At 36.8% G+C, this 20,899-nt stretch carries 16 protein-coding genes; 3 read left to right on the top strand and 13 right to left on the bottom strand.

Translation table 11 applies throughout. The annotated features are described in order from the left end of the window. Window positions 1–135 precede the first annotated feature (135 nt). On the top strand, window positions 136–1,497 hold the full coding sequence (locus tag ACFQ19_RS18615) for an ABC transporter permease/substrate binding protein (RefSeq protein WP_379594188.1): 1,362 nt from the start codon (window positions 136–138) through the stop codon (window positions 1,495–1,497). 310 nt (window positions 1,498–1,807) lie between these two features. Here ACFQ19_RS18615 and ACFQ19_RS18610 read toward each other — a convergent pair whose 3' ends face one another. Beyond that, a complete protein-coding gene (locus tag ACFQ19_RS18610; RefSeq protein WP_379594187.1) occupies window positions 1,808–2,257 on the bottom strand; it encodes an ASCH domain-containing protein in 450 nt (149 codons plus the stop codon). A 635-nt stretch (window positions 2,258–2,892) separates the two neighbouring features. On the opposite strand from ACFQ19_RS18610, the gene ACFQ19_RS18605 reads away from it, so the two are divergent. Continuing rightward, a complete protein-coding gene (locus ACFQ19_RS18605; protein ID WP_379594186.1) occupies window positions 2,893–3,093 on the top strand; it encodes a helix-turn-helix transcriptional regulator in 201 nt (66 codons plus the stop codon). Between the two features lie 544 nt (window positions 3,094–3,637). Here the strand turns inward: ACFQ19_RS18605 and ACFQ19_RS18600 are convergent. Next, window positions 3,638–4,234: a TetR/AcrR family transcriptional regulator gene (locus ACFQ19_RS18600; RefSeq protein WP_379594185.1), complete on the bottom strand. Its 597-nt coding sequence runs from the start codon at window positions 4,232–4,234 to the stop codon at window positions 3,638–3,640. 94 nt (window positions 4,235–4,328) lie between these two features. On the opposite strand from ACFQ19_RS18600, the gene ACFQ19_RS18595 reads away from it, so the two are divergent. Then, the gene (locus ACFQ19_RS18595) at window positions 4,329–4,862 is read left to right on the top strand and encodes a hypothetical protein (protein ID WP_379594184.1); all 534 of its coding nucleotides are present in this window, start codon (window positions 4,329–4,331) and stop codon (window positions 4,860–4,862) included. A 198-nt stretch (window positions 4,863–5,060) separates the two neighbouring features. Here ACFQ19_RS18595 and ACFQ19_RS18590 read toward each other — a convergent pair whose 3' ends face one another. The 11 genes from ACFQ19_RS18590 to pglX form a co-directional block, all read right to left on the bottom strand. Next, window positions 5,061–5,525: a GNAT family N-acetyltransferase gene (locus tag ACFQ19_RS18590; RefSeq protein WP_379594183.1), complete on the bottom strand. Its 465-nt coding sequence runs from the start codon at window positions 5,523–5,525 to the stop codon at window positions 5,061–5,063. 222 nt (window positions 5,526–5,747) lie between these two features. Continuing rightward, a complete protein-coding gene (locus tag ACFQ19_RS18585; protein ID WP_379594182.1) occupies window positions 5,748–6,251 on the bottom strand; it encodes a GNAT family N-acetyltransferase in 504 nt (167 codons plus the stop codon). 261 nt (window positions 6,252–6,512) lie between these two features. Further along, a complete protein-coding gene (locus ACFQ19_RS18580; protein WP_379594181.1) occupies window positions 6,513–7,937 on the bottom strand; it encodes an aspartate ammonia-lyase in 1,425 nt (474 codons plus the stop codon). A gap of 203 nt (window positions 7,938–8,140) precedes the next feature. Beyond that, the gene (map, locus tag ACFQ19_RS18575) at window positions 8,141–8,881 is read right to left on the bottom strand and encodes a type I methionyl aminopeptidase (RefSeq protein WP_379594180.1); all 741 of its coding nucleotides are present in this window, start codon (window positions 8,879–8,881) and stop codon (window positions 8,141–8,143) included. A gap of 373 nt (window positions 8,882–9,254) precedes the next feature. Then, window positions 9,255–9,563, bottom strand: coding sequence for a DUF3784 domain-containing protein (locus ACFQ19_RS18570; RefSeq protein ID WP_379594179.1), 309 nt, complete (start codon window positions 9,561–9,563; stop codon window positions 9,255–9,257). 185 nt (window positions 9,564–9,748) lie between these two features. After that, a complete protein-coding gene (locus ACFQ19_RS18565; RefSeq protein ID WP_379594178.1) occupies window positions 9,749–10,768 on the bottom strand; it encodes a C45 family autoproteolytic acyltransferase/hydolase in 1,020 nt (339 codons plus the stop codon). Continuing rightward, window positions 10,710–11,522 carry a helix-turn-helix domain-containing protein gene (locus ACFQ19_RS18560; protein ID WP_379594177.1) on the bottom strand — a complete coding sequence of 271 codons (813 nt, stop codon included), beginning with the start codon at window positions 11,520–11,522 and terminating at the stop codon, window positions 10,710–10,712. Before ACFQ19_RS18560 ends, ACFQ19_RS18565 begins: the two co-directional genes overlap by 59 nt. A 502-nt stretch (window positions 11,523–12,024) precedes the next feature. Further along, window positions 12,025–13,287 (bottom strand): MFS transporter, encoded by a 1,263-nt coding sequence (locus tag ACFQ19_RS18555; RefSeq protein WP_379594176.1) that lies wholly within the window; start codon window positions 13,285–13,287, stop codon window positions 12,025–12,027. After that, window positions 13,284–13,772, bottom strand: a complete 489-nt coding sequence (locus ACFQ19_RS18550) for an ArsR/SmtB family transcription factor (protein ID WP_379594175.1) — start codon at window positions 13,770–13,772, stop codon at window positions 13,284–13,286. The genes ACFQ19_RS18555 and ACFQ19_RS18550 overlap by 4 nt, the downstream gene beginning before the upstream one ends. Before the next feature lie 689 nt (window positions 13,773–14,461). After that, window positions 14,462–17,011 (bottom strand): BREX-1 system phosphatase PglZ type A, encoded by a 2,550-nt coding sequence (gene pglZ, locus ACFQ19_RS18545; RefSeq protein ID WP_379594174.1) that lies wholly within the window; start codon window positions 17,009–17,011, stop codon window positions 14,462–14,464. 332 nt (window positions 17,012–17,343) lie between these two features. Next, window positions 17,344–20,841, bottom strand: a complete 3,498-nt coding sequence (gene pglX / locus ACFQ19_RS18540) for a BREX-1 system adenine-specific DNA-methyltransferase PglX (RefSeq protein WP_379594173.1) — start codon at window positions 20,839–20,841, stop codon at window positions 17,344–17,346. Window positions 20,842–20,899: the final 58 nt, after the last annotated feature.

Here is a 20,899-nt window from a genome sequence, read left to right as displayed (position 1 = left end):
TTTATGTTGTTTTTCACTTAGTTTTATCTCGACAGCTTGCTTAACCATTTCCATTCATCCCCTTGGTTATTTTTTACAAGTCAAGAATAACATGGAAGGGAGAGTGAATTCAGCCGTTCTGCACTAGGAATATTAATGTCCAAAAGTGAAACCATCCAAAATATTATTAAACCAATTTTAGATTTCATGCAAACAATGCCTGGTTTTGTTTACTTAATTCCAGCAGTTGCTTTCTTTGGTATTGGGATGGTACCAGGAGTATTTGCTTCTGTGATTTTCTCTTTACCTCCTACTGTCCGGATGACAAATCTAGGAATCCGTTCCATCTCTACTGAACTAGTAGAAACCTCCAATTCTTTCGGAGGGACTGCTTGGCAAAGATTAGTCAAGCTTGATTTACCGATGGCCAAAGAAAATATTTTTGCTGGTATCAATCAAACGATTATGCTGACATTATCCATGGTTGTTATTGCTTCTATGATTGGAACGCCTGGATTAGGTCAGGGTGTTTTAGCAGCTGTACAACGTTCCGAAGTTGGGAATGGTTTTGTTTATGGTATAGGCATCGTCATTCTTGCGATTATTATAGATCGCTTTACACAAGCAATGAATCGTACAAAAACAAAAAAGACTTCAAAGAAGAAAAAAATAATTGTTACCATAATTATTTTATTAATTGTTATATTTTTTGTTGTAATGAGCGTGTTTTCTTCTTCAAATGAATCAAATGCAGGAACGATTACGCTTGCTTATGCGCAACAAGATGACCAAATTGTTGCTACGAATGTCATCTCACAAGTTTTAGAAGAACAAGGGTACAATGTTAATATGAGCTCATTAGATATCCCGGTTGTTTGGGAGTCTGTCGCTAATGGACAAGCTGATGCAATGACAAGTGCTTGGATACCAATTACCCATCAGGCACAATACGAAGAATTTAAAGATGACCTTGATGATTTAGGTCCTCAAATTGATGGACAAGCAAAGTTAGGATTAGTTGTCCCGTCATATATGGACGTAGATTCCATTGAAGATTTAGATGATCAAGCAAATCAGGAAATTATCGGCATTGAACCAGGCGCTGGAATTGTAACTGCGACGGATGAAACATTGGAAGCTTATCCAAACCTTGATGGCTGGGAGCAGGTCGTATCTTCAACAGGTGCGATGAATGCACAATTAGAGCGTGCCATTAATGCAAATGAAGAAATCGTCATTACAGGTTGGAATCCTTATTGGATATTTCAACGTTATGATTTGAAATATTTAGAGGACCCAGAAGGCACAATGGGTGATGCGGAGAGTATCAATAAAATGGCCCGTAAAGGGTTAGAAGACGATATGCCGGAAGCTTATGAAATTTTAAGTAACTTTGAATGGGATATTGACGATATGGAAGCTATCATGTTAGAAATCGAAGACGGTAAAGATCCAGAAGATGCTGCAAGTGATTGGATTGAAGAGAACCGCGATATGGTAGATGAGTGGGTTGAATAAAATTTTAACCGAGTAAGAGGAAATGCCACCTTCAAATGGACACTTAAACATTGAACAGTTATGGAGATCCTAGTCTCGAAATTCTGATATCCTCCCCTGAAGCAGACACTTTAGGGGAGGATTTTTATATAATTCTTTAGAATGCACGGCGGGTTTTATGGATAATTTTATATTATTGAACATCTGAAATAATATGTCACTCTATTAGCAATATATCCTAAAAAATCAAGTCGTAGTTTCTCTTCGAACTTTCACATTTTTAATTGTCCAATCGTAATGACTTAATAGACCCTTTTAAAGAAATAAATCCCTATTCACTTTTTGCATGAATTACTTCAAAACGCTCACAAACAAGAAGCATATCTTCCGTAAATTCCCGTCCAATTGCATGCAATTCATTTCTAAAGAACTCTTCATGGACTTCCCACCAATATTGGTAAGTCCTATCCCCTTCCCCTTCTGCAATAGCAAATGCTTCACCGACCTCATTCATTGGAGTGATCGTAACCTCTACTGTCTTCGTGATTGCTACAGGCTTATCTTCACTATTTAATATAATATTATAATTTCCCGTTGTTGGAAGCGGTTCATTCTCCAGTTCATAAAATATATGCCCTGAACAGGTTGCTGTTTTAATACCATCTATCACTAGCTTTGCAAGCGTATCAGGATCAGCCCCGAATTGCCATGCACTAACTGATTCAGGCTTCGATTGATTCTTCCAATATGCATTCCAGTATGCTTCTGCTGTTTGATTCATTATTTATATCCTCCATATCTTGCTCATGTGACTAATTCTTTCTCTTTCATGCTCTATTAAATTTCCCTGTATCTTCTTCAGAAAATGTTCTATCTCTATTGGTTGAAATATTACTCATCACACCTCTTTTTTATTCTATTATTTATATTTAAAATTCTAGATACCTATTTTAAGTTGTTATTTTTTCTTAAAACCTTCACTTTTTAGATAACTTTCTTCTTTTATATAGAAAACGTATTCTTTCCTAATAATATCATGGAATTAAAAATTAGGAGCTGCGTGTGCAATGATTAAAGGGAATGATGAGTTTGTTAGTGAAAAACAATTAAAAAAGTATGCAGAGCTTTATTTTGTTTTTTTCTATTTTAGCAGTCAGTCTGCTACTAATAGTTATTATGTTTATTACGTTGCCGCAATTAGGAGATGAAAGAAAAAACCTCATCAAAATGAAAGCTCAATCTTACACATTTGCTGTTATCATCTTTTATCTGTTGATAAGTATTGGCGAATCAATTTATGTAACTTATTGGACAGATAATAGTTTTGCAGGCATTGACCCACTAATTCTTCTTGTTGTGATTTCAGTTATTTATTTAACTACTTTATTATTCACAAAGAAAAGATACGGTGGTTGAATGAAGAACAGAATTCGCGAACTCAGAAAAGCCTCAAAATTATCGCAAGAAGAAATTGCAAAAAGATGTAAAGTATCCAGACAAACGGTAAATGCGATTGAGAATAATAAATATGACCCAACGTTACAACTAGCTTTTAATTTAGCTTCCCTATTGGGTACAACTGTTGATGAATTGTTTATCAATGATGCTAAAGCGTAATACTTATAAGTCCCTTTATGTGTGATTAAGGGGCTTTTATGTACTCCTTCTTATTTGAACAGACCTTTAATTTGATTTTTGAAATACTAAAATAAGCCAGTGTTGTGCTTGTTTTTGTTTTCCCCGCAATTATTTATTATATCTTTGAATACCGGCTGTCTTTAAGGTTTGTTTAGCATCCAATTACATTTTACCTTATCCATATGCTTTATCCGCTCTTGCTTGAAATTTCTTTGTCTATCTGCTTTTCCTGATGCCTCCAGCAACATTCGCTATTTTCCCCCTTTTTTCAACACAAATGTCAGAATTTGCGCTTTCCCGGGAAATATCACAAGTCATTAACGAAATATTTTCCTAAAAAAAACAGCCAAGAACCTTATAAATTAAGATGCTTGACTGACTACCCTGTCTCATGTCCAAAGGTTAAATTTCTACTTAAGTTTTCGTACAGATGAAAACAGCATTGGAATACAGACCATAATAAATGGAAGTATCATTATCCTCACTCATACACTCATTACAAATATCTCCTAAGGTATTTACATCAACGCAAAAGAGAATACAGATGATACTTCAGCGTCTCCATCATTTGTTCCTGTGTAAACTGCTCCGGATTTAATAAATGATGCATTGCCATTCCATCAACAATTGCATGAAGCCTGTTAACTTCCAGTTCCAAGTCTAGCCCTTCTTTAGCAATTTCTAATAACTGTATGGCACGAATGACATTTTTTAATCCTTCGTGCATATCGTTATAAACTTTATTACTCAATTCTTGAAGTGTTTTATCGACCAGGACCTTTGCGGAAAAAGCGAGCCACACCTCCATTTCGATTTTCCGTTCTTCATCGATAGGCAAAACTTCACTTACCCCCTCCGTTACAAAATGCAAGGGATCCTGATCTTTTGAATACGTCCTTGCCTTCGCTCTTTGCATAACGCGATCTGCTACGAGTTCCATAGAAAAGTGCAGTAATTCTGACTGTGATGCAAAATAATATCTTACCGCACCAACCGAGAGGCCGGAAGACTGCGCAATTCTTCTTACGGTTGCTTGTTCAATCCCCTCTTCCACGATGACTTTCCATGTCGTTTCTGCAATTTGGATTTTACGTTTTTGATGATCCACTTGTTTTGGCATGTTTTTATTTTAGCACACTTGTATTAAATAAACAATCGTGCTATTATTTAATTTAATACAGTTGTACTAAATAAATACAAAGGATGTGCTTCATTTGATTGGTTGGTTAATTATAGCTTGTGAAGTTGGATTTTGGATGTTTGTTTTAGCTGGATTAGGCTCCAGATATATATGGAAAAAGAAGAAATTGGGAGCCTTTCTGTTGATTTGTACACCTATTGTAGATCTTCTATTGCTTATTGTAACGGTGATTGATTTAAAAAACGGTGCTGTTGCTACTACTGTACATGGAATAGCTGCAGTTTATATTGGTGTAAGCATTGCTTTTGGCCATCGGATGATTCGATGGGCGGACGGACATTTTAATTATCAGTTTGGAAACGGTGAGAAGCCGATAAAAATAAAGTACGGAAAAGCGCATGCCAGGAAAGAGCGTGAAGGATGGTACCGGCATTTGCTCTCCTTATTCATTGGCGGCGGGATATTAGTAAGCATCACTCTTTATATTAACAATGATGCTCAGACGGAATCATTGATGCATATCACGTTGCTCTGGTCTCTCGTTATCTTCATCGATTTTATAATAAGTTTCAGCTATACACTTTTTCCGAAAAAGCAAAAAGGATAGTAAGTTTTGGAAGGAAGGATTATGATAAAAGTTGTGTTCATCAGGAATATGTAAACGTAAAATAAATGTTTAAGGACTTGGCTTAATGCCTCGATGATTAAGGTTTATCTGGAAAGGCTGAGGCAGTTTTTTCTTTCGTTACGTTGCACCCGGTCAAAAAACACTGTATATATGCACGCATTAGCGGAAAAGACAAATTCAGCATTCATATACCATTTTTAAGAATTCGAGGGTGCTTCCATTTGTATTTTGCATAAACGTTTCAGCATCTGTAAAGCCAACTTTTCTATAAACTTTTATTGCTCTTTGATTGAACGTCGCTACTGATAATATTATTTTTTTAGGCTTGTGCTTTAATTCAACAAAATTCAAAGCCTCCTTTACAAATTCCAAACCGCTCCCTTTTCCAGTTAAATTTGGTCTCATACCTAAGCCAATTTCAAACATCCTATCAGCAACCTCATTAATACTAATGAAAGCAACCAACTCATTTTCTTTTGTTACAGCAAACGTTGAGTCACCTCGTTGTTCAGAATCTAAAAATTCATCTAAATCTTCTTTGTCAGCTTTCATATCATAAAAAGAATAATCTCCATCATAATGCCAGTTAAAAGCAATATCTTCAGCCTGCTCTTGCGTCATCATAGTAAACTTATATAGCATTTTTTTATCCCCCTTCCGCAACTCAAATTACATTTCTCTTTTTAACATGACTGCCTCCGTGATTTAACCAAGCAGTAATGTTTATAACGTAAATTTTAATAACCTAAGTGTACCACACATTTCCATATTTTAAGCTTTAATCATAAAGTCATTGATCGTAATAAGACTCCTTTGATATTTTCCTTATTATTAGTATTGTGTTGAAAAAAGGAAGGTTTTCATTCATATATGACGTTTATATCTCAAAGAAATATAATTGTTCTCTGTTATATCGTGATATGCTTTTTGCTCATGCTGAAATTGGAAACCTTTTGCTTCATAAAAAGGAATTCCTTTTCGATTTCCCTTTTGAACGGAAACCCATTGTTCTATCGCCCCAAATTCCTTTTGTTGATGAGTAATTGCTTGAAGCAGCTGCGTACCGATTCCTTCATTTCTTCTGTCAGGATTTAGATACAGTACAAATATCTCACTCGTAGTACCATGAATCATTCCACCCCCGCCGGCACCTACTACCTCATCATCTTCCAGAGCAACAAAGTATCCTCCCCACTCCTTGGATGAATGTGTAACTTCGTTTAATATCCTTTGAGGATTATAAAAATCTCTTATCACTTTTTCCATATACAATTTAGAGTAAATATCACGGTACGTTGACCAATTGCTTTCTATACAAACTTTTGCTATCCCCTCCACGTGATTCGAATTTGCTTTGCATATTTTCATCCAGCCTCTCCTCCTGCCCAAGATTCATTATATATTTTAACTCTATAGCTATTTGTCAAATATTTTCCTTACTCTATTCCTATTCAAAATATTACATTATTCCCTCTATTCTATAAGTGATTAAAAATCAAAAGACATTTAATTGCATTTCAATTGCTATCCTTCCAGTTACTTGAAAAGAGATTTCTTTCAAAAGTATATTACAACAAAAAGGTAACTGCATTCTCTGATATACGAGAAGTCAGTTACCTTTTTTAATGTTTATTTTTTGACCAGAAACTCGCTCCCAGCAATACCTGGTGTCGTCATCTCTTTTGGATCCAGAATCGTATCCAGTTCCTGCTCTGTCAGAAGGTCATGTGCTTTGCAGATTTCTTTGATAGTCAGCCCGGTTTCAATTGCCTGCTTAACTACCTTGGCAGCTGTTTCATATCCTAAATGAGGATTCAATGCGGTGATGATGCCATAGCTTTCTTCCACATACTCACGACATCTTTCTACATTTGCTTCTATATCACTCACTGCATAGCGTGTAAATACATCTAAGCCATTATTCATTATTTGCAGAGACTGCAGTAAGTTAAAGGTAATAACAGGTCCCATCACGTTCAACTCAAATTGACCGGCTTCAGATGCCATACAAATCGACTGATCATTGCCCGCAACTTGAAAAGCAGTCTGATTCACCACTTCAATCATAACTGGATTTACTTTTCCAGGCATTATAGAAGAGCCCGGCTGTTTTGCAGGGAGACTGATTTCCTGAAGACCTGTCATTGGTCCAGATGCCATCAAGCGCAAATCATTACAAATTTTGGACATATTCATTGCCAACACTTTCAATGATGCTGAAAGTGCTGTATAAGCGTCTGTATTCTGTGTGCCGTCCACTAAATTTTTCGCTGAATGGAGCTTTACACCGAGTTGTCTGGATAATTGTGTTACTGCTTTTTCCATGTACTCAGGTTTGGCATTAAGACCCGTCCCGACAGCTGTTGCACCAATATTGACCGTCAGCATGGCCTCTGCTGCTTGCGTAATTCGATTTATATCCCGGCCGACTACTTCCGAATAAGCGCTGAATTCCTGGCTTAACTGGATAGGTACAGCATCTTGGAGGTGGGTTCGACCCATTTTCAACACATTCTGAAATTCTGCTTCTTTCTTCACCAGTTCCTTTTCCAAACTTTGCAAGGTTGAAATTAGCTCCTGAGACATGCGATAGGAAGCTATTTTTAAAGCTGTTGGAATCGTATCATTCGTGGACTGGGACATGTTGACATGCGTATTAGGCGAACAGAAATTATAATCCCCTTTTTCTTTTCCCAATATTTCCAACGCACGATTGGCCAAAACCTCGTTCATATTCATATTAATGGAGGTTCCTGCTCCTCCCTGAATCGAATCGACGACGAACTGATCCAATAGTTTTCCGTCGACCACTTCTTCGGCAGCGCTTACAATTGCTTGACCAATTGTCTCTGGCAACATCCCTGTATACATATTGGCTAGCGCCGCTGCTTTTTTCACCTCGGCAAGTGCGAGTATCAGCTCTTTGTGAACGGGAATTTCCGTGATAGGAAAGTTCTCAAGAGCACGTACCGTTTGAACGCCATAATAGGCATCCTGCGGAATTGTTTTTTGACCTAAAGCGTCTTGTTCTGTTCTAAATTCTGTGTTCTTCATTATATACACTTCCTGTACAAATACTTATCTACCACTTTCATTATACTATCAAAAGATAATAATTCCTACCCCTTCCCGGTTTTCCTGTTCGATCTATATATTCTGCTTCATTTCTGCGATGAAATTAATTATAATATCTACCTAAATGAAAAAGCGTACTTTTATTCAATTAAACCAGTACGCCTCTTTCGCAGTATTTATGATTACAATGTCGTAATAACCGGCCCTTCCTTCGTCAAAATAATGGTATGCTCATATTGGGCCACAAAACTTTCATCCGTTAGAAAAGTCCAACCGTCATCAGATTGGTAAACTTCTTCTTCCGACGTCGAGATAAACGGTTCAAAGGCAATCACCATATCATCCTTTAAAATTTCATCATCCCAGCGCGAGTAGTAATTGAAAATATGATCAGGTTCTTCATGAATGGAACGTCCAATGCCATGTCCAGTGAGATTTTTGATAACTGTTAAACCATGCTGTTTAGCAACATGATGTACCGCTTTTCCAAGTGCACTCTTTTTCGAGCCAGTTTTTGCTTTATCCAGTCCAGCGTCGAATGCTTCTTTCACGACGTCACATACTTTCTGTACAATCTCCTCTCCCTCTCCGACTACAAACGAAATTCCAGTATCTGCGAAATAACCATTTTTTGAGCCTGAAACATCAATATTAACAAGGTCTCCTTCTTGAATCGCCCGCTTCCCCGGAATTCCATGTGCTACTTCTTCATTTATGCTGATACATGTATACCCAGGAAAATCATATTCTCCTTTTGGCGCAGATTGAGCGTCTGCTTTTTCAAACATCTCCCCTGCAATTTCATCCAGTTCTTTCGTCGTTATTCCGGGTTTAGTACGTTGGACTAATTCATTTCGAATCGCTCCACAAATTTTACCAATTTCTTTTAATCCATTAAAATCCGCTTCTGTCTTTGCAATCATTACATATCCTCACTTATCTAGTATTTTTATCATCCGTTATCCATTTATATTCAAGTATAAACAAAACAACTATTTCTTCAAGGAAAAATCCGTTCAAAATGCTGAAATCAGAAAAAATGTTTTTTCCTTTTTAGAAAAGTAATTTTTTAAGTGTTAATAATCATAGTTTTTACCAATAAAAAAGAGAAGAAACAATTTCCTTCTAATAAAAATTCGTTTCCCCTCTTTCTTCTGAGTATATAGCTGTTGATAGTAATCATTAGGTGAATGCCAGTATCACCCATATAATAATACTAATGGTCTAATAAAACTGTTATCTTTCAATAAGGCTATTTTATCCCATATTTGTAAATTTTTTAGTATAGAAAGAATTCTACTTTTTAAATCGGTTCCCTGTATTCATATATACGAGCATAAATATAACGATTGCAACAAATAATACCATTCCTAAAACGAATAGCCAATCTCTTCCATATATATCACTCAGTACCCAAAGCAGCACTGAAAGAGATATGGCAAACATCATTTTCCCCATGAATTTACAGAGAGCAACGGTATCATACTGCTCCTTGTCTTCTTTAGGCAACATATTATAGCCCGAAATCAGAAAGGAACCTTTTCCATTGATTAGAAAAATGCCTGTCACAATAAATAATCCAATCATAATCTTTGCTACTATCATGTAAATCACCCTCTCACAAGTGATATAAAGTGAAATTTTATTCAGTGATTATATTTTCCTCCAAAAGGAGTTTTACTATATAATAGTATTTTATAAAGCTACTCCTCCTGGCTATAACATTCTTCCTTCTCTAGAATTTTAAAATACATTTCTTCTTTGACTTCATAAAAGCTGAATCTGGATAATCATTCACTTTCTATTTTTCCTTCTAGCATATAAGGTAATCTTACTTTACCCACTAACCACTCTTGAAATAAAATTACATAAGGGTTACTATTCCCGCCAATTCCAGCTAACACACTCAAGTCCTCTGGACAATATACAACGGTATGCAAAGTCCCGAAATAGGCCTTGTAATCCGTAAAAAACAATGGCGATGTTTCATTGTTAAAAATATGATACATAGACTTTGGCGTTAACTTGCTTCTTTCCAATGTTTTCAAATATTCTTTTCGACGCAATGACATTTGAATAGATGCTCTGTTCTTTTGATGGAGATGCTCTGATTCAAAATGATTTGTACAAATAATCCGTCTACTCTGATAAACAACTTGTTCTTCCGGCGATACCTCCACCACAGCATTATTTCCTGCTTTATCCATAATAGAAAAGTTTACACTATATTGATGCGGAATTTTTTGAATCAAGGAAATGGCTTCCTTTGTGTCAGCGCATTGTTCCAAAACCAGCCGGCAAATCGTTGTTGCTAAAAAACCAGTTTGACTGCTCTTTTCATTTACCATATGCAAGCCGATAACAAGCCCCTTCTCATTCATACCGTCCAACCTGCCAGTAACTTGCTGGCTGAATCCGATACTTGCATACCCTGTATCCGGTTTAGACAGCACAAGTCTGGCATCATAACATACATCATTAAAATCATAATTTCTTACATAATATGAATCATTGGCCATGGTCGTACAGCCCATGAAAGGCAATCGCATATCATAACCGCTAAACAGCTGGATTGCTGTGTTTATATGAATATCCATTCCTGCAGCCAGCCCCTCTATCTCATCCCAAAGCGTTACGGACAAACGCTTAATATATTTTTTTGCTTCTATTATATTTTCGTTTGTCTGTAAGGCTGCTTGCTCCTTCCATTTTGGATCTAATTTTAATACAGAGCCCTGCTTTAATCCAATGTCATATGCATTTCCTTTTAATAGAACAACTTCCACCTGCAGCTTTTTTCTTTTCGTCATAGTCCCCTCCCATTTGTGTGACAGGAATCATAATATCCGCGGTTTCCATCTGGTCACCCCGATACCATTCCAAGATAGAACCGGATGGGGTCCAGTTATTTACTAAACAATATTGCATTAATTTACGATAAGCGGTTTCAATTGTTGAAAAATCCTCCTTCAGCGCAAGACCAATACATAAGCTTTCCCTCATTTTTTCTGAAAAAGCGTCTGGAAAAAATGCCATATTTATTTTAGCGTCTACACCAAAGCCAATTTCAGCTTTGACCTGTTTGTTGGATCCGGATATATATCGTAAATACAAATTCTTCGTTGGAATACCCTTCTGCTTTAATTGTATACGTCTATCATAAAACGCCTGCTTAAATTGTCCTGCAGCCGATTCTGCTTCAAACCAAATAACTTCCTCTGCTAGCTTTTCAAACATATAAATCGTTTCTCCACCACTATCACTTTCCAAATAGTGGAGACTGATTTCCAGCTGCTTTTGATTTTCTTTTATGGTTTGAATCCACTTCTGCTTCATTTGCCTCTGGCTTTTCTCACCCGCTTTTAAGTAAAGTTGAATATCATGAATCGGAGCTCCCGCTGTTCGCAAGCTTGCGATTAGCTTGGCGAGCGGTACTTGCTCCTCAGCATACATGCGATAGTTACTGTTCTCTTGTCTTACTGATTTCAAAAGCCCCTTTTCTTCATAAAAGCGAAGAGTGCTTTTCGGTATTCCGGTCTGCATAGAAAATACCTTTATCGCCATCAACATACTCCCCTCCTGTCGTTTTTCTAGTTTAAGCATAAACCTTTATGTTACTTGAATGTCAAGCCTTATTAGAAAGCTTGACATGGAATTCAATTGCGATGATGATGTTTCCATTAAAAACACCTCTAATAGAGGATGTTCAAAAAGTCCAATAAAAATGACACGGCGAATTTCTGCGTTGACGAATTTTTTCCAATACTCACGTATTATAAAGCATACGCTCCGTTTGTAAAAAATTCGTCGCCTTGAACTTCTTGGTCCTATTTATCGTACTTTTTTGAACACGCACTAATATTAGTTTGGAATCTAACTTTAGAGGTGTTTTTAACATTTGATGCATTAAAGAACTGTAAACTATATCCCCGAACCACATCCTTTGTAACGAATTATTTTCAAAATGAGTTATGCGATACCACGGAATTCTTATACTAAACAACGGGCGTTACAGGCTGTATATCCTTCGATACATTTATCACAAAACAAAGCTTATGGCATCCAGTTAATGTGTTTCTTGCGTTCGATTAAATAACTTCACATTATCAATAGCGGGAAGTTGTCGTAAAACAGAGCTGCATAGCCAAAAAATACTGAAGATAATCATCGAAACGCCACAAATCATAACAGGAATTTCCGGTGCAAATGTTTCCCCTAAAACGCCGCCAATTAATGCACCTGCAGGCATCCCCAGTGAGGCTGCACTTGTTATCAAAGTAATGACTCTTCCGATAAACGTTGTCTCCACCTGTTTCTGTATGGATGAAAAGACAAGGATATTCAGCACTCCGATCGATATTGCGCCCATACCAAATAAAACCATGGATGCTGCGAGTGGTAAAATAGCGGTTCCTAGCCACAAGATTCCTGTACCAACGTATGAAAATATAATTAATTTTCCGAAATCAAAGTGTTTTATCTTCGGTGTAATCATTGTACCTGTCATAATTCCTAAAGACATGGAAGCAAGGTAAAATCCATATATCGCTTCTGTTCCATTTCCTTTAATAAGGGAGAAAGCAGGTAAATTTGTTGTCATGATAATCATGGCTATATTTACAAAAATAATGGAAAAAATCATTTTAGGAACTAAAGAATTTCTAATATAATGAAAACCTGCCCGTAGATCTATATAATAAATATGAACAGCAGAACGGACGGACTGTGATTTTTCTCCAGAAATAGCAGGCTGCTTAAAATTAAAAAATGCATAGGAAAGACTTACTAATAAGAGGCATCCAGCAGTAATTGAAATAGCTGGAACGGTGCCGATTATCGTGATGATAATACCTGCACCTGCAATAAACGCAATATCCATCGCTTCACGAATCGTCTGTAAATAGGAGTTTGCATCTATAACATTATCTTTCCCTACAATAACTGGCAGTATAGTTGATTCGATGGGATACGTATACTGTGTGAATAAAGCAATGATAAATAGCAAGCTTATGACATACCAGACATGTAACCCGATTGTGTAATGTAATAATGGAATCGTAAGCAAAATAACCGCTTTGATCAGGTTGCTGTAAACGAGACTATTTTTATATTTTGCATAATTAGCTAAGGGAGCAATTAAAAAAGATAATGCTCCGGCAGAGGTTATCGCAAAAAATGCAAATCCAGAATAGAGGACACTTCCGCTCAATTTTAAAACAAGCAGCATCCCTGCAACAGAATAAATACCATTTCCCAGACCATTAATAAAAACACCAGCAATTAGGATAAGAAAATTTCTTTCCAATATAAATGGGTTTATTTTTTTCATTCCTCTTCCTCCCCGCTAAATTCTTTGATCAGAAATTTAACTGTATAAGCGGATTGCTCTTCATGATCTTTTTCTTCATAAGATAAATGCCCATATTTATAAAAAAGAGCCTCTATATCCTTATTCAATTGATCAACCAGTTTTTCGGATAAATAGATATGTGAAGTTCTACCATCAACATGCCCTTCTGGAGATATCTGGTCAGGATTCTTAAATAACATGGCTTTTGCTCTATAAAACTTTTCAACAATTCCTTTTTCTGTTCGCGTACTTTCCACTTCTAAAATATCGTGCTTGACAAGTTGTTGAATATGATAATAAATCGTCCCTGGATTTTTCCCCATTAAATCAGCAGTTTGTTTAGGTGTCATTGGTTGTTCATAAAGCAATGCAATCATTCTTGATCTTAATGGATTAGATATTACTTTTTGCTGTTCCCAATTTATTTCCATTGTTTTCGCTTTGTCAAATTCTTTTCTATTCATGTTATCACCTTTCGTTTTATTATTTGTGTTTATAAATCGATTTGGAAATACAAAATTATTTATTTGTATTTATAATACGATTTGGATTTCCAAATGTCAATGATTTTTCTGACTATTATTATTAAATCGTTTAGTTGGAAAATAAAGTTTGTTACTATAATAAGTAGATTCGCTTCAATCAATGAAAATGTATTTATCTTCGTTTAAAATCGGTAATAACACCGTATCCATTCAATCATTGAGCTGAGCATAATAAATAAAAGGCAGGTGAAAAATACGGCATACTGTATTGCAATAATCATTGTCTCTGCTATTGTGGTTTTGGTTTAAAAACAACAATCGGCAAAAGCGATTCTTCTCTCGCTTCCTCTTTAGGTATGTCACATAACTTATGAAAATTATGATTACAATACTTCTTGTATTATTACTTATATTAGCAGGCATGTACTTGAGAAAATTGTATTGGGGAGCGCAAGTAAAAAAAAGCGGTAAAAGAACGTGATTTGCTTGAAAAAGAACAGTCTGATAGAAGTCATTAAGAGAAGGAAAAAGTGAGTGAGGGGTGCTTTCTGCTAAAATTAAATGGAAAAAATAATCGTACATTTCATTCATTATCAAAGAGCCCAGACTATATATTGGTATAGCCGGGGCTCTTTTATTTATCTTATTTCCAAAATATTTATCTCAGCTTATACACTCGCAATATCAATCGAAAAAGCATACGTTTCATAGACCGGATTTTTTTCCGCTTCTTCATCCTCCACGATCAGATAATACGTATCCCGTTTATCATATACTCTGGCTTGAAAAACAAATTTTTCTTTCGATGTCCGTTCCATTGCTTGAGAGGAAGAGCTGTCAGCAATAATAATATTTTCATTCGAGATGCGATTGCCAGTTTCGTCTGCAAAATAAACCCTTAATCTTCGCGGCAGCATCTTCTCAGCTACTTTATCCATTTGGAAAAATTCCAGATACATCACATTATTGGTGATTTTTCTTGTCGGTGTAGTCAGTTTGACACCTACCTTTGTCACGGTATTTGCAGATGACCTGTGGCGGTCGTTTTTAAATGTAATAACAGGAATGACCATTTCTTGCAACATTGCACCTCCATGCACATAGTTCGCTCCTGCTCCTTGAATAGCAAAACGGTTAATGCCTCGGGGAACTGTAACATATAATGGACTATCCTTCTCAAGCAGATAGTTCATAGGATAAGATAACGTTCCTTCAATCGACGACGCTTGGTCTGAAATAGAAAAACGTCGTTTAGTGACGATCGTATCTTCCGGTTTATTCGGCAGTTTTTGGCTCTTTTCCAAGCGGTCCCGCTGATAGAGGAACCCATGGTCTGCCGTCATTAGAATATTGGCGGCGCTCAAGGTATTAACCAAGCGATTGACAAGCACGCGGATATCGTTCATTGCTTCCTCTGCAGCTTGAAATACCTCCATTTCCGTATCCGCATTATCTCCCCTTGCATCGATAACATTGTGGTAAATATAAATTACCTTTTTCCCTTGCACAGCCTGCCGTAAATCGGCCCGATTCATGCTGGCAATCTCCTGGTACGGCATAGCCAGTGCATCCTGTGATGCATTCTGAAGGATTTGATTTCGATTCGCTATTCCTTTTGAAGAAACACTATCCAGCATCACGTCGCCATCGTTTGTATAAGACATGTGCTTATGCGGCAACAACGAAGCCATCCCCAGCGCCGTATAAGAAGGCAGCACACCTTGCATGGCCGATAACTTAGCTGCTCCGCCTCGTTCGTTATTTAATGCATCTGTCAATTCATTAGCAATTTCGTATCGTAATGCATCGGAAATAATAACAAAAATACGTTCTCCGTTTTCCAGATAGTTTTTAACAGATTGCTGATAAAAATCATTTTGCTGTGGAACATCAGGGATTGGCCATATCTGATGTTCCGTCCGCTCTTTGCTTCCGTTCCACTTCATGGCCAGCTCATCAATAAAACGATTTTCATAAACGTTTTCTATCTTTTCACGCACCGCATACAGACGTTCTTTGTCCACAATAGTATCATAAGCTACATAAAATTTTCGATAAGCCGTATCAACTCGATAATATGCATTTGTGTATGCTTGAATCATCTGGTTTGGTGACTGTTCCGGAATAAAATAATCCCATTTTTCCATCTGCCTCAGCAGTTGAATGGCATGATATAATGCTTTGTATTCATTTTCATACTCTGGATACCAATGCAGTCGTCTGCGTGTTGCAATAATATCCAGATAGCGGTCATAAGATGTTAAATCCTCCAAGATTTGTTCCGTTAAGTACTGAATCATCTTTTCGTCAAATTGAGGAAAAATATCCATATTTACCGTATGGTCCACGTCCCAATTTGTAATATAATCACTTGCTTGGAGCGTATCCGCTGCCTCTTTTGCTAATTGGTTAAATACTTGGCGCTCTTCCCGATGATTCATCCACTGATTCATCAACACGATGATATTCGTTGTACTATTACTTATGTAGGGCTTCCAGTTTTCCGGTAAATCCAGTGCATCATTTTGCTGTGCCAAATAAGTAAGCATTAAAGAAATCAACAAGGAATGTAACGATTTGTCAGATAGTGTATATCCGTAATACTTTTCAACAAGCTGCCAAAAAGCAGGCTCGGCATCATATTTTTGAATATTTTCCCATACTGAATCATCTCCATCCTGTTTCTTGCGCATCAATGTCCGGATAATATCATCCATGATATTCGTTGTACTTTTAGTCAGGGCAGCCAATACGGTTATATCGATGGCTTCTTCCGTATAAGTAGTAACCGGATATTTACGAAAAGATTGCAAGCGGGATTTATTATTGAAGAAAGCTTTATATTTTCGGAAAGCTTCTTTCAAACGGTCATCCGTAATTCCAAGTTCGCGCATAATGATGGTCAATTTGTCCGTCACAAATTCCTGACCAAGTTTATACTGATCGTAAAGCCAATCTTCATGTGGGCTTGGCTTTGACATATTGGAATAAAGCAAGAAGTGAGAGTCTGTGTCCTTTTTCTCCAGCTCATATTTCGTTGCAAATAGATTATGTTCTGTCACTTTCCAAACACGGACTGACTCCAGTTGGATTTCATCAATATCGTCTGTAAATTCGCCTTCTTCATCATACCAAAATACAATATGACGCTTTCTTCCATTGGTTAATTCTTTTTGAAAGGAATCTTGTAATAGACGGTGTACTTCGTTTAGGTTCATGTTGCTCCCTCACCTTATGTAGAACTTTTTAAATGTTTGGATGTATCCTATCATTATGATTTAGATATCAAGCCTATATTAATATATCATAAATTATTTTGCAGTTTTATTCAAAGTGGCTATAGATTCACTTCTGCCTTGACGTTACATAACACGTATATTAAAGTAATATGAAGATAAAATATAAAGAGTGTACTCTTTCCCCGCTACCATTTTACAGGGCTGGGGTGTTTTTTATTTGAGACAATAGCTATATACACAGAAATACATAAGTTGCTATAATACAGGCAAGGTAAAGACGCCAGCTGCTCATTTTACCTTGCCTGTTATTTTTAAATCTTCGCCAGTAAATTCCCTTCTATCGGCTTCTTGCCTTCCCCCTGTGGAATTTCAATGTTTTGGAACTTAGCATAGTTGACTTTCACGCCGTCATCCAGATCCAAATCAATTTTTTGATTGGCGATATGTGCAATCAGCTGATCATAATGTTGACACTCCAAGAGCTGCTTCTGCAATTTCTCTTTTTGCTTTTTCAGACGCGTCTGTTCCTGCTTAGATATATCCGAATCCAGCATCATATCGATTCTTTCCATTTCATCTTCATATTTCCGCTGTTGCGCATGCAGATAGTCTGTCCGAACTCGTGCCACCAGTCCTGGCTGATAACGATGCAAGTAAACAAGGGCCTTAAATCCATCCTGCTTCCCACTGTCAAACAGCCAGTAAATTGGCCGTTTCTGATAGGTTTGTACATGGTCTTTGTAAAATTCCTTCAAGAAATAGCGGCGAATCCGCTGTCTGGATGTTTCACTGGCTTTTCGCGTTAAGGTATCGGCAATAAAATCCAGATTTTCTTCCAGATGTTCCTCTCCAAATGTTGTCTTTAGGAGCGTTATGAACCGATTGACGATATCATCCTCAAAATACACATCATCAGTAATCGGAATCACATTTTCCTGATCTGGTTGAAAGGTTTGATAATTATCCAGTAAGAATTCTCCGCCAGCAAATGCCAACCCTTCTTCATCGAGTGAATAACGGCCGAACATTAAACCAACTGCATAGGAAAAGAATGATTTTACATCGCGAACTTGATCTGCGCGATTAACGGTAACATCTTTTTCCTCTACATCAGGTGTTAGTTCATCTTGAAGTCCGTAAAGATTGATAAAAATACGATTGAGTTCTTCTTCGTTTGCTTTTAAGGTTTGAAACCGATTTTCTGCTTCCTGTTGCCAGTTGGTGAAGGCTTCGGAAAGCTGGGTTGTTTCTTGTTGAAACTCTAGGAATGGGTGGGTTTTGAAATCCCAGGATGTTTCGAAAGAGTCCCAGTCGGCTTTGGAGATGGAAATGTTATCATAAATCAACTTTTCAATAACTAATTTCTTTTTATAGTCATTTATTATAGGGATACTTGCAATTTCTCCCACTTCATAAGTAATTGTTTCACCACCCACTAAATCGGCAAAATATTGTCCTACTTTAGAATTTAATATCCCTAATAAATAAATACTTGACTTAGAAAAAATCGATGGTCCAACAGCTGCAAAACAGGCATTTTCAAAATATCTCAAATGAAGTTTGCCATTAGTTACATAAGTCCATGTAATTCCATCCATAAAGTAATATTTTTCATTTCTTACTACAGACTTCTCTAAATTTTTTAATTCATATCCATTTTCTTCCCAATTAATCACAAATTCGTTGTTTCCAAACCATCGCTTAAATTTTCCGCCTTTATTTATTGGAAACCACCTTTTACTTGAATCATAGCTATTTAATGATGAATAATGTCTATTAACTTCAAACCAAAGTCTTAAAAATTTATTATCATTTGATGTACTAATACCCTTTTTTACATCTGCATACTGTTTTAAAGCATTATAATTCCTGTAAGAATCTAATGCTTTTTCAGATATCCAGTAACAGACAACATTTTTTGGGGTATATTCAAAGCTATCAAATTCTTTAATTACCGTCTGTTCTTCTGTTGAGTGCAATTTCGGAATACTATCTCGAACATCTTTATATTGGACATAATTAAATTTTGATTTATATTTCTTTAATTGCATATTTCTCCATACAGATACTGACGTGCCAAATGCAATACCCAATACCATATTCTCCATATGGAGTAGACTAACTAGCATTTTTTCAGTAATAAGTTTATGTCTTAATTGTTCAAAACTTGTTAAGAACATCCAATTTTGCATAGTGACAAGAACATTAAATCCGGTCTTTTTTACTTTTCCAAAGTTTGATTCCATAAATACTGAAAACAAATCCATTTTTGATAAAGGAAACTTATTACCAATAAAACTATGTAGTTTTTTATCCATTCCTTTGCTTGATAAATACGGCGGATTCGTCACCACCACATCATACTTCTTATCCAAAATCACTCCCTGATCAATCAGCCGCTCCACAACCGGCAATACATAATCTCTAAAATCCACCGCAAACATGTCGTCCAATTCAGCCTCTTGCAAATTATGTACCCGTTCCTTCAATGCCTCAAAATCAATCTCCGGAACTTCCAAAATCGATCCAAATAATTTGCCATCTTTAAAGGTGTTTATTAACACCTCAACATCCTCGCGCACATCCGTATCCCCAACAAATATATCCATATCCTGCTCCGTAATCGTATTACTCTCTTCAAAACCACGAATATTGGTATGAATCGGCGAACGAAAAATACGATGATTGTAACTACGTGCTTTCATCATCACAGAAAAATAAGCAAGTTGTGCTGCACGAGGGTCGATATCCAGCCCATACAGGTTATTTTCCAGGATTAATTTAGGAATATCCTGTCCGCGATAACCTTGTGATTGATAAAGTTTATAAAATACTTCAAACGCATAGACAAGAATATGGCCAGACCCCATGCACGGATCAAAAAATGTGATGGATTCCGGTTTTAAATTGGTATCTTTTAGTACTTCCAACTGCTGCACAACATGCTCAGGCTGCTCTGCCGCTTCCAAATAATATGGAAGCTGTTCCTGTAATGTCTTATCGGGGTGAGACTCCAGCCATAAACGACCTAAAGAGTTATCCACCATATATTGAACAATCCATCGCGGCGTAAATAATTCCGTTGCAGCCGGGATATTTTCTTTGCTGATTTTTTGGTTTTTCTTCAATGCCGCAAAAACCTCATCCTTTTTCTCGGAAATATAATACTGGTATAACCAACCAATAATCTCGACTTCTTGGGTCCAATCATCTTCTGCAATGTCGTTCACCATATCATAAATAACCGACGTTTCTGCTAATAGCTGATTCGGTAAAAGTAATTCCGTATAATCTGCTATCTGCTCAAACATCATCGGCATCATTTCACCCAGCTTATTACACTGCTTCACCAATATGTACTTAAACAAGTCTTCATCATCGTTCGCATCCTGTAATTCATATACTTTCTTCTCGTCAAGATCGAGGTCATCCACCAACATCAATATTTCTGTCATCGCATCCGGTTCCATTTTGCCTGATTCAATAGAAGAAAAAATGCGCACTCCCGTTGGCAAGTAATCATTTACCTCCATAAACCGCAACGCAATAAACCGGTTAAACCACGTATAAGCGACTTCCTCCATCACTTGTCCATAGCCTTTTTGTTCTATTTCCTGAAGCAGCTTTTCCCGCTGTTTTATCTCATATTGTTTATAATACTTTTGATTGATTAAAAAACCGTCCTGATAGACCTCGGGCTCTTTAACCTGTCCTTCCGTAATTCCCAGTTCAAATGCTTTTTGTACTACAGCTTCCATTAACTTTTTCCGTGCACTTGTCGCAAACTTCTTGATTGCACCTTTATCCATATCTGTTCCTCCTCATGCTACAAAGGATAGGCCCTATTATGAGCCTACCCTTCCTGCC

The organism is Oceanobacillus locisalsi, from assembly GCF_042675985.1.
Classification (GTDB): domain Bacteria; phylum Bacillota; class Bacilli; order Bacillales; family Amphibacillaceae; genus Oceanobacillus; species Oceanobacillus locisalsi.
This window is presented reverse-complemented; position numbering and strand designations above follow the sequence as displayed.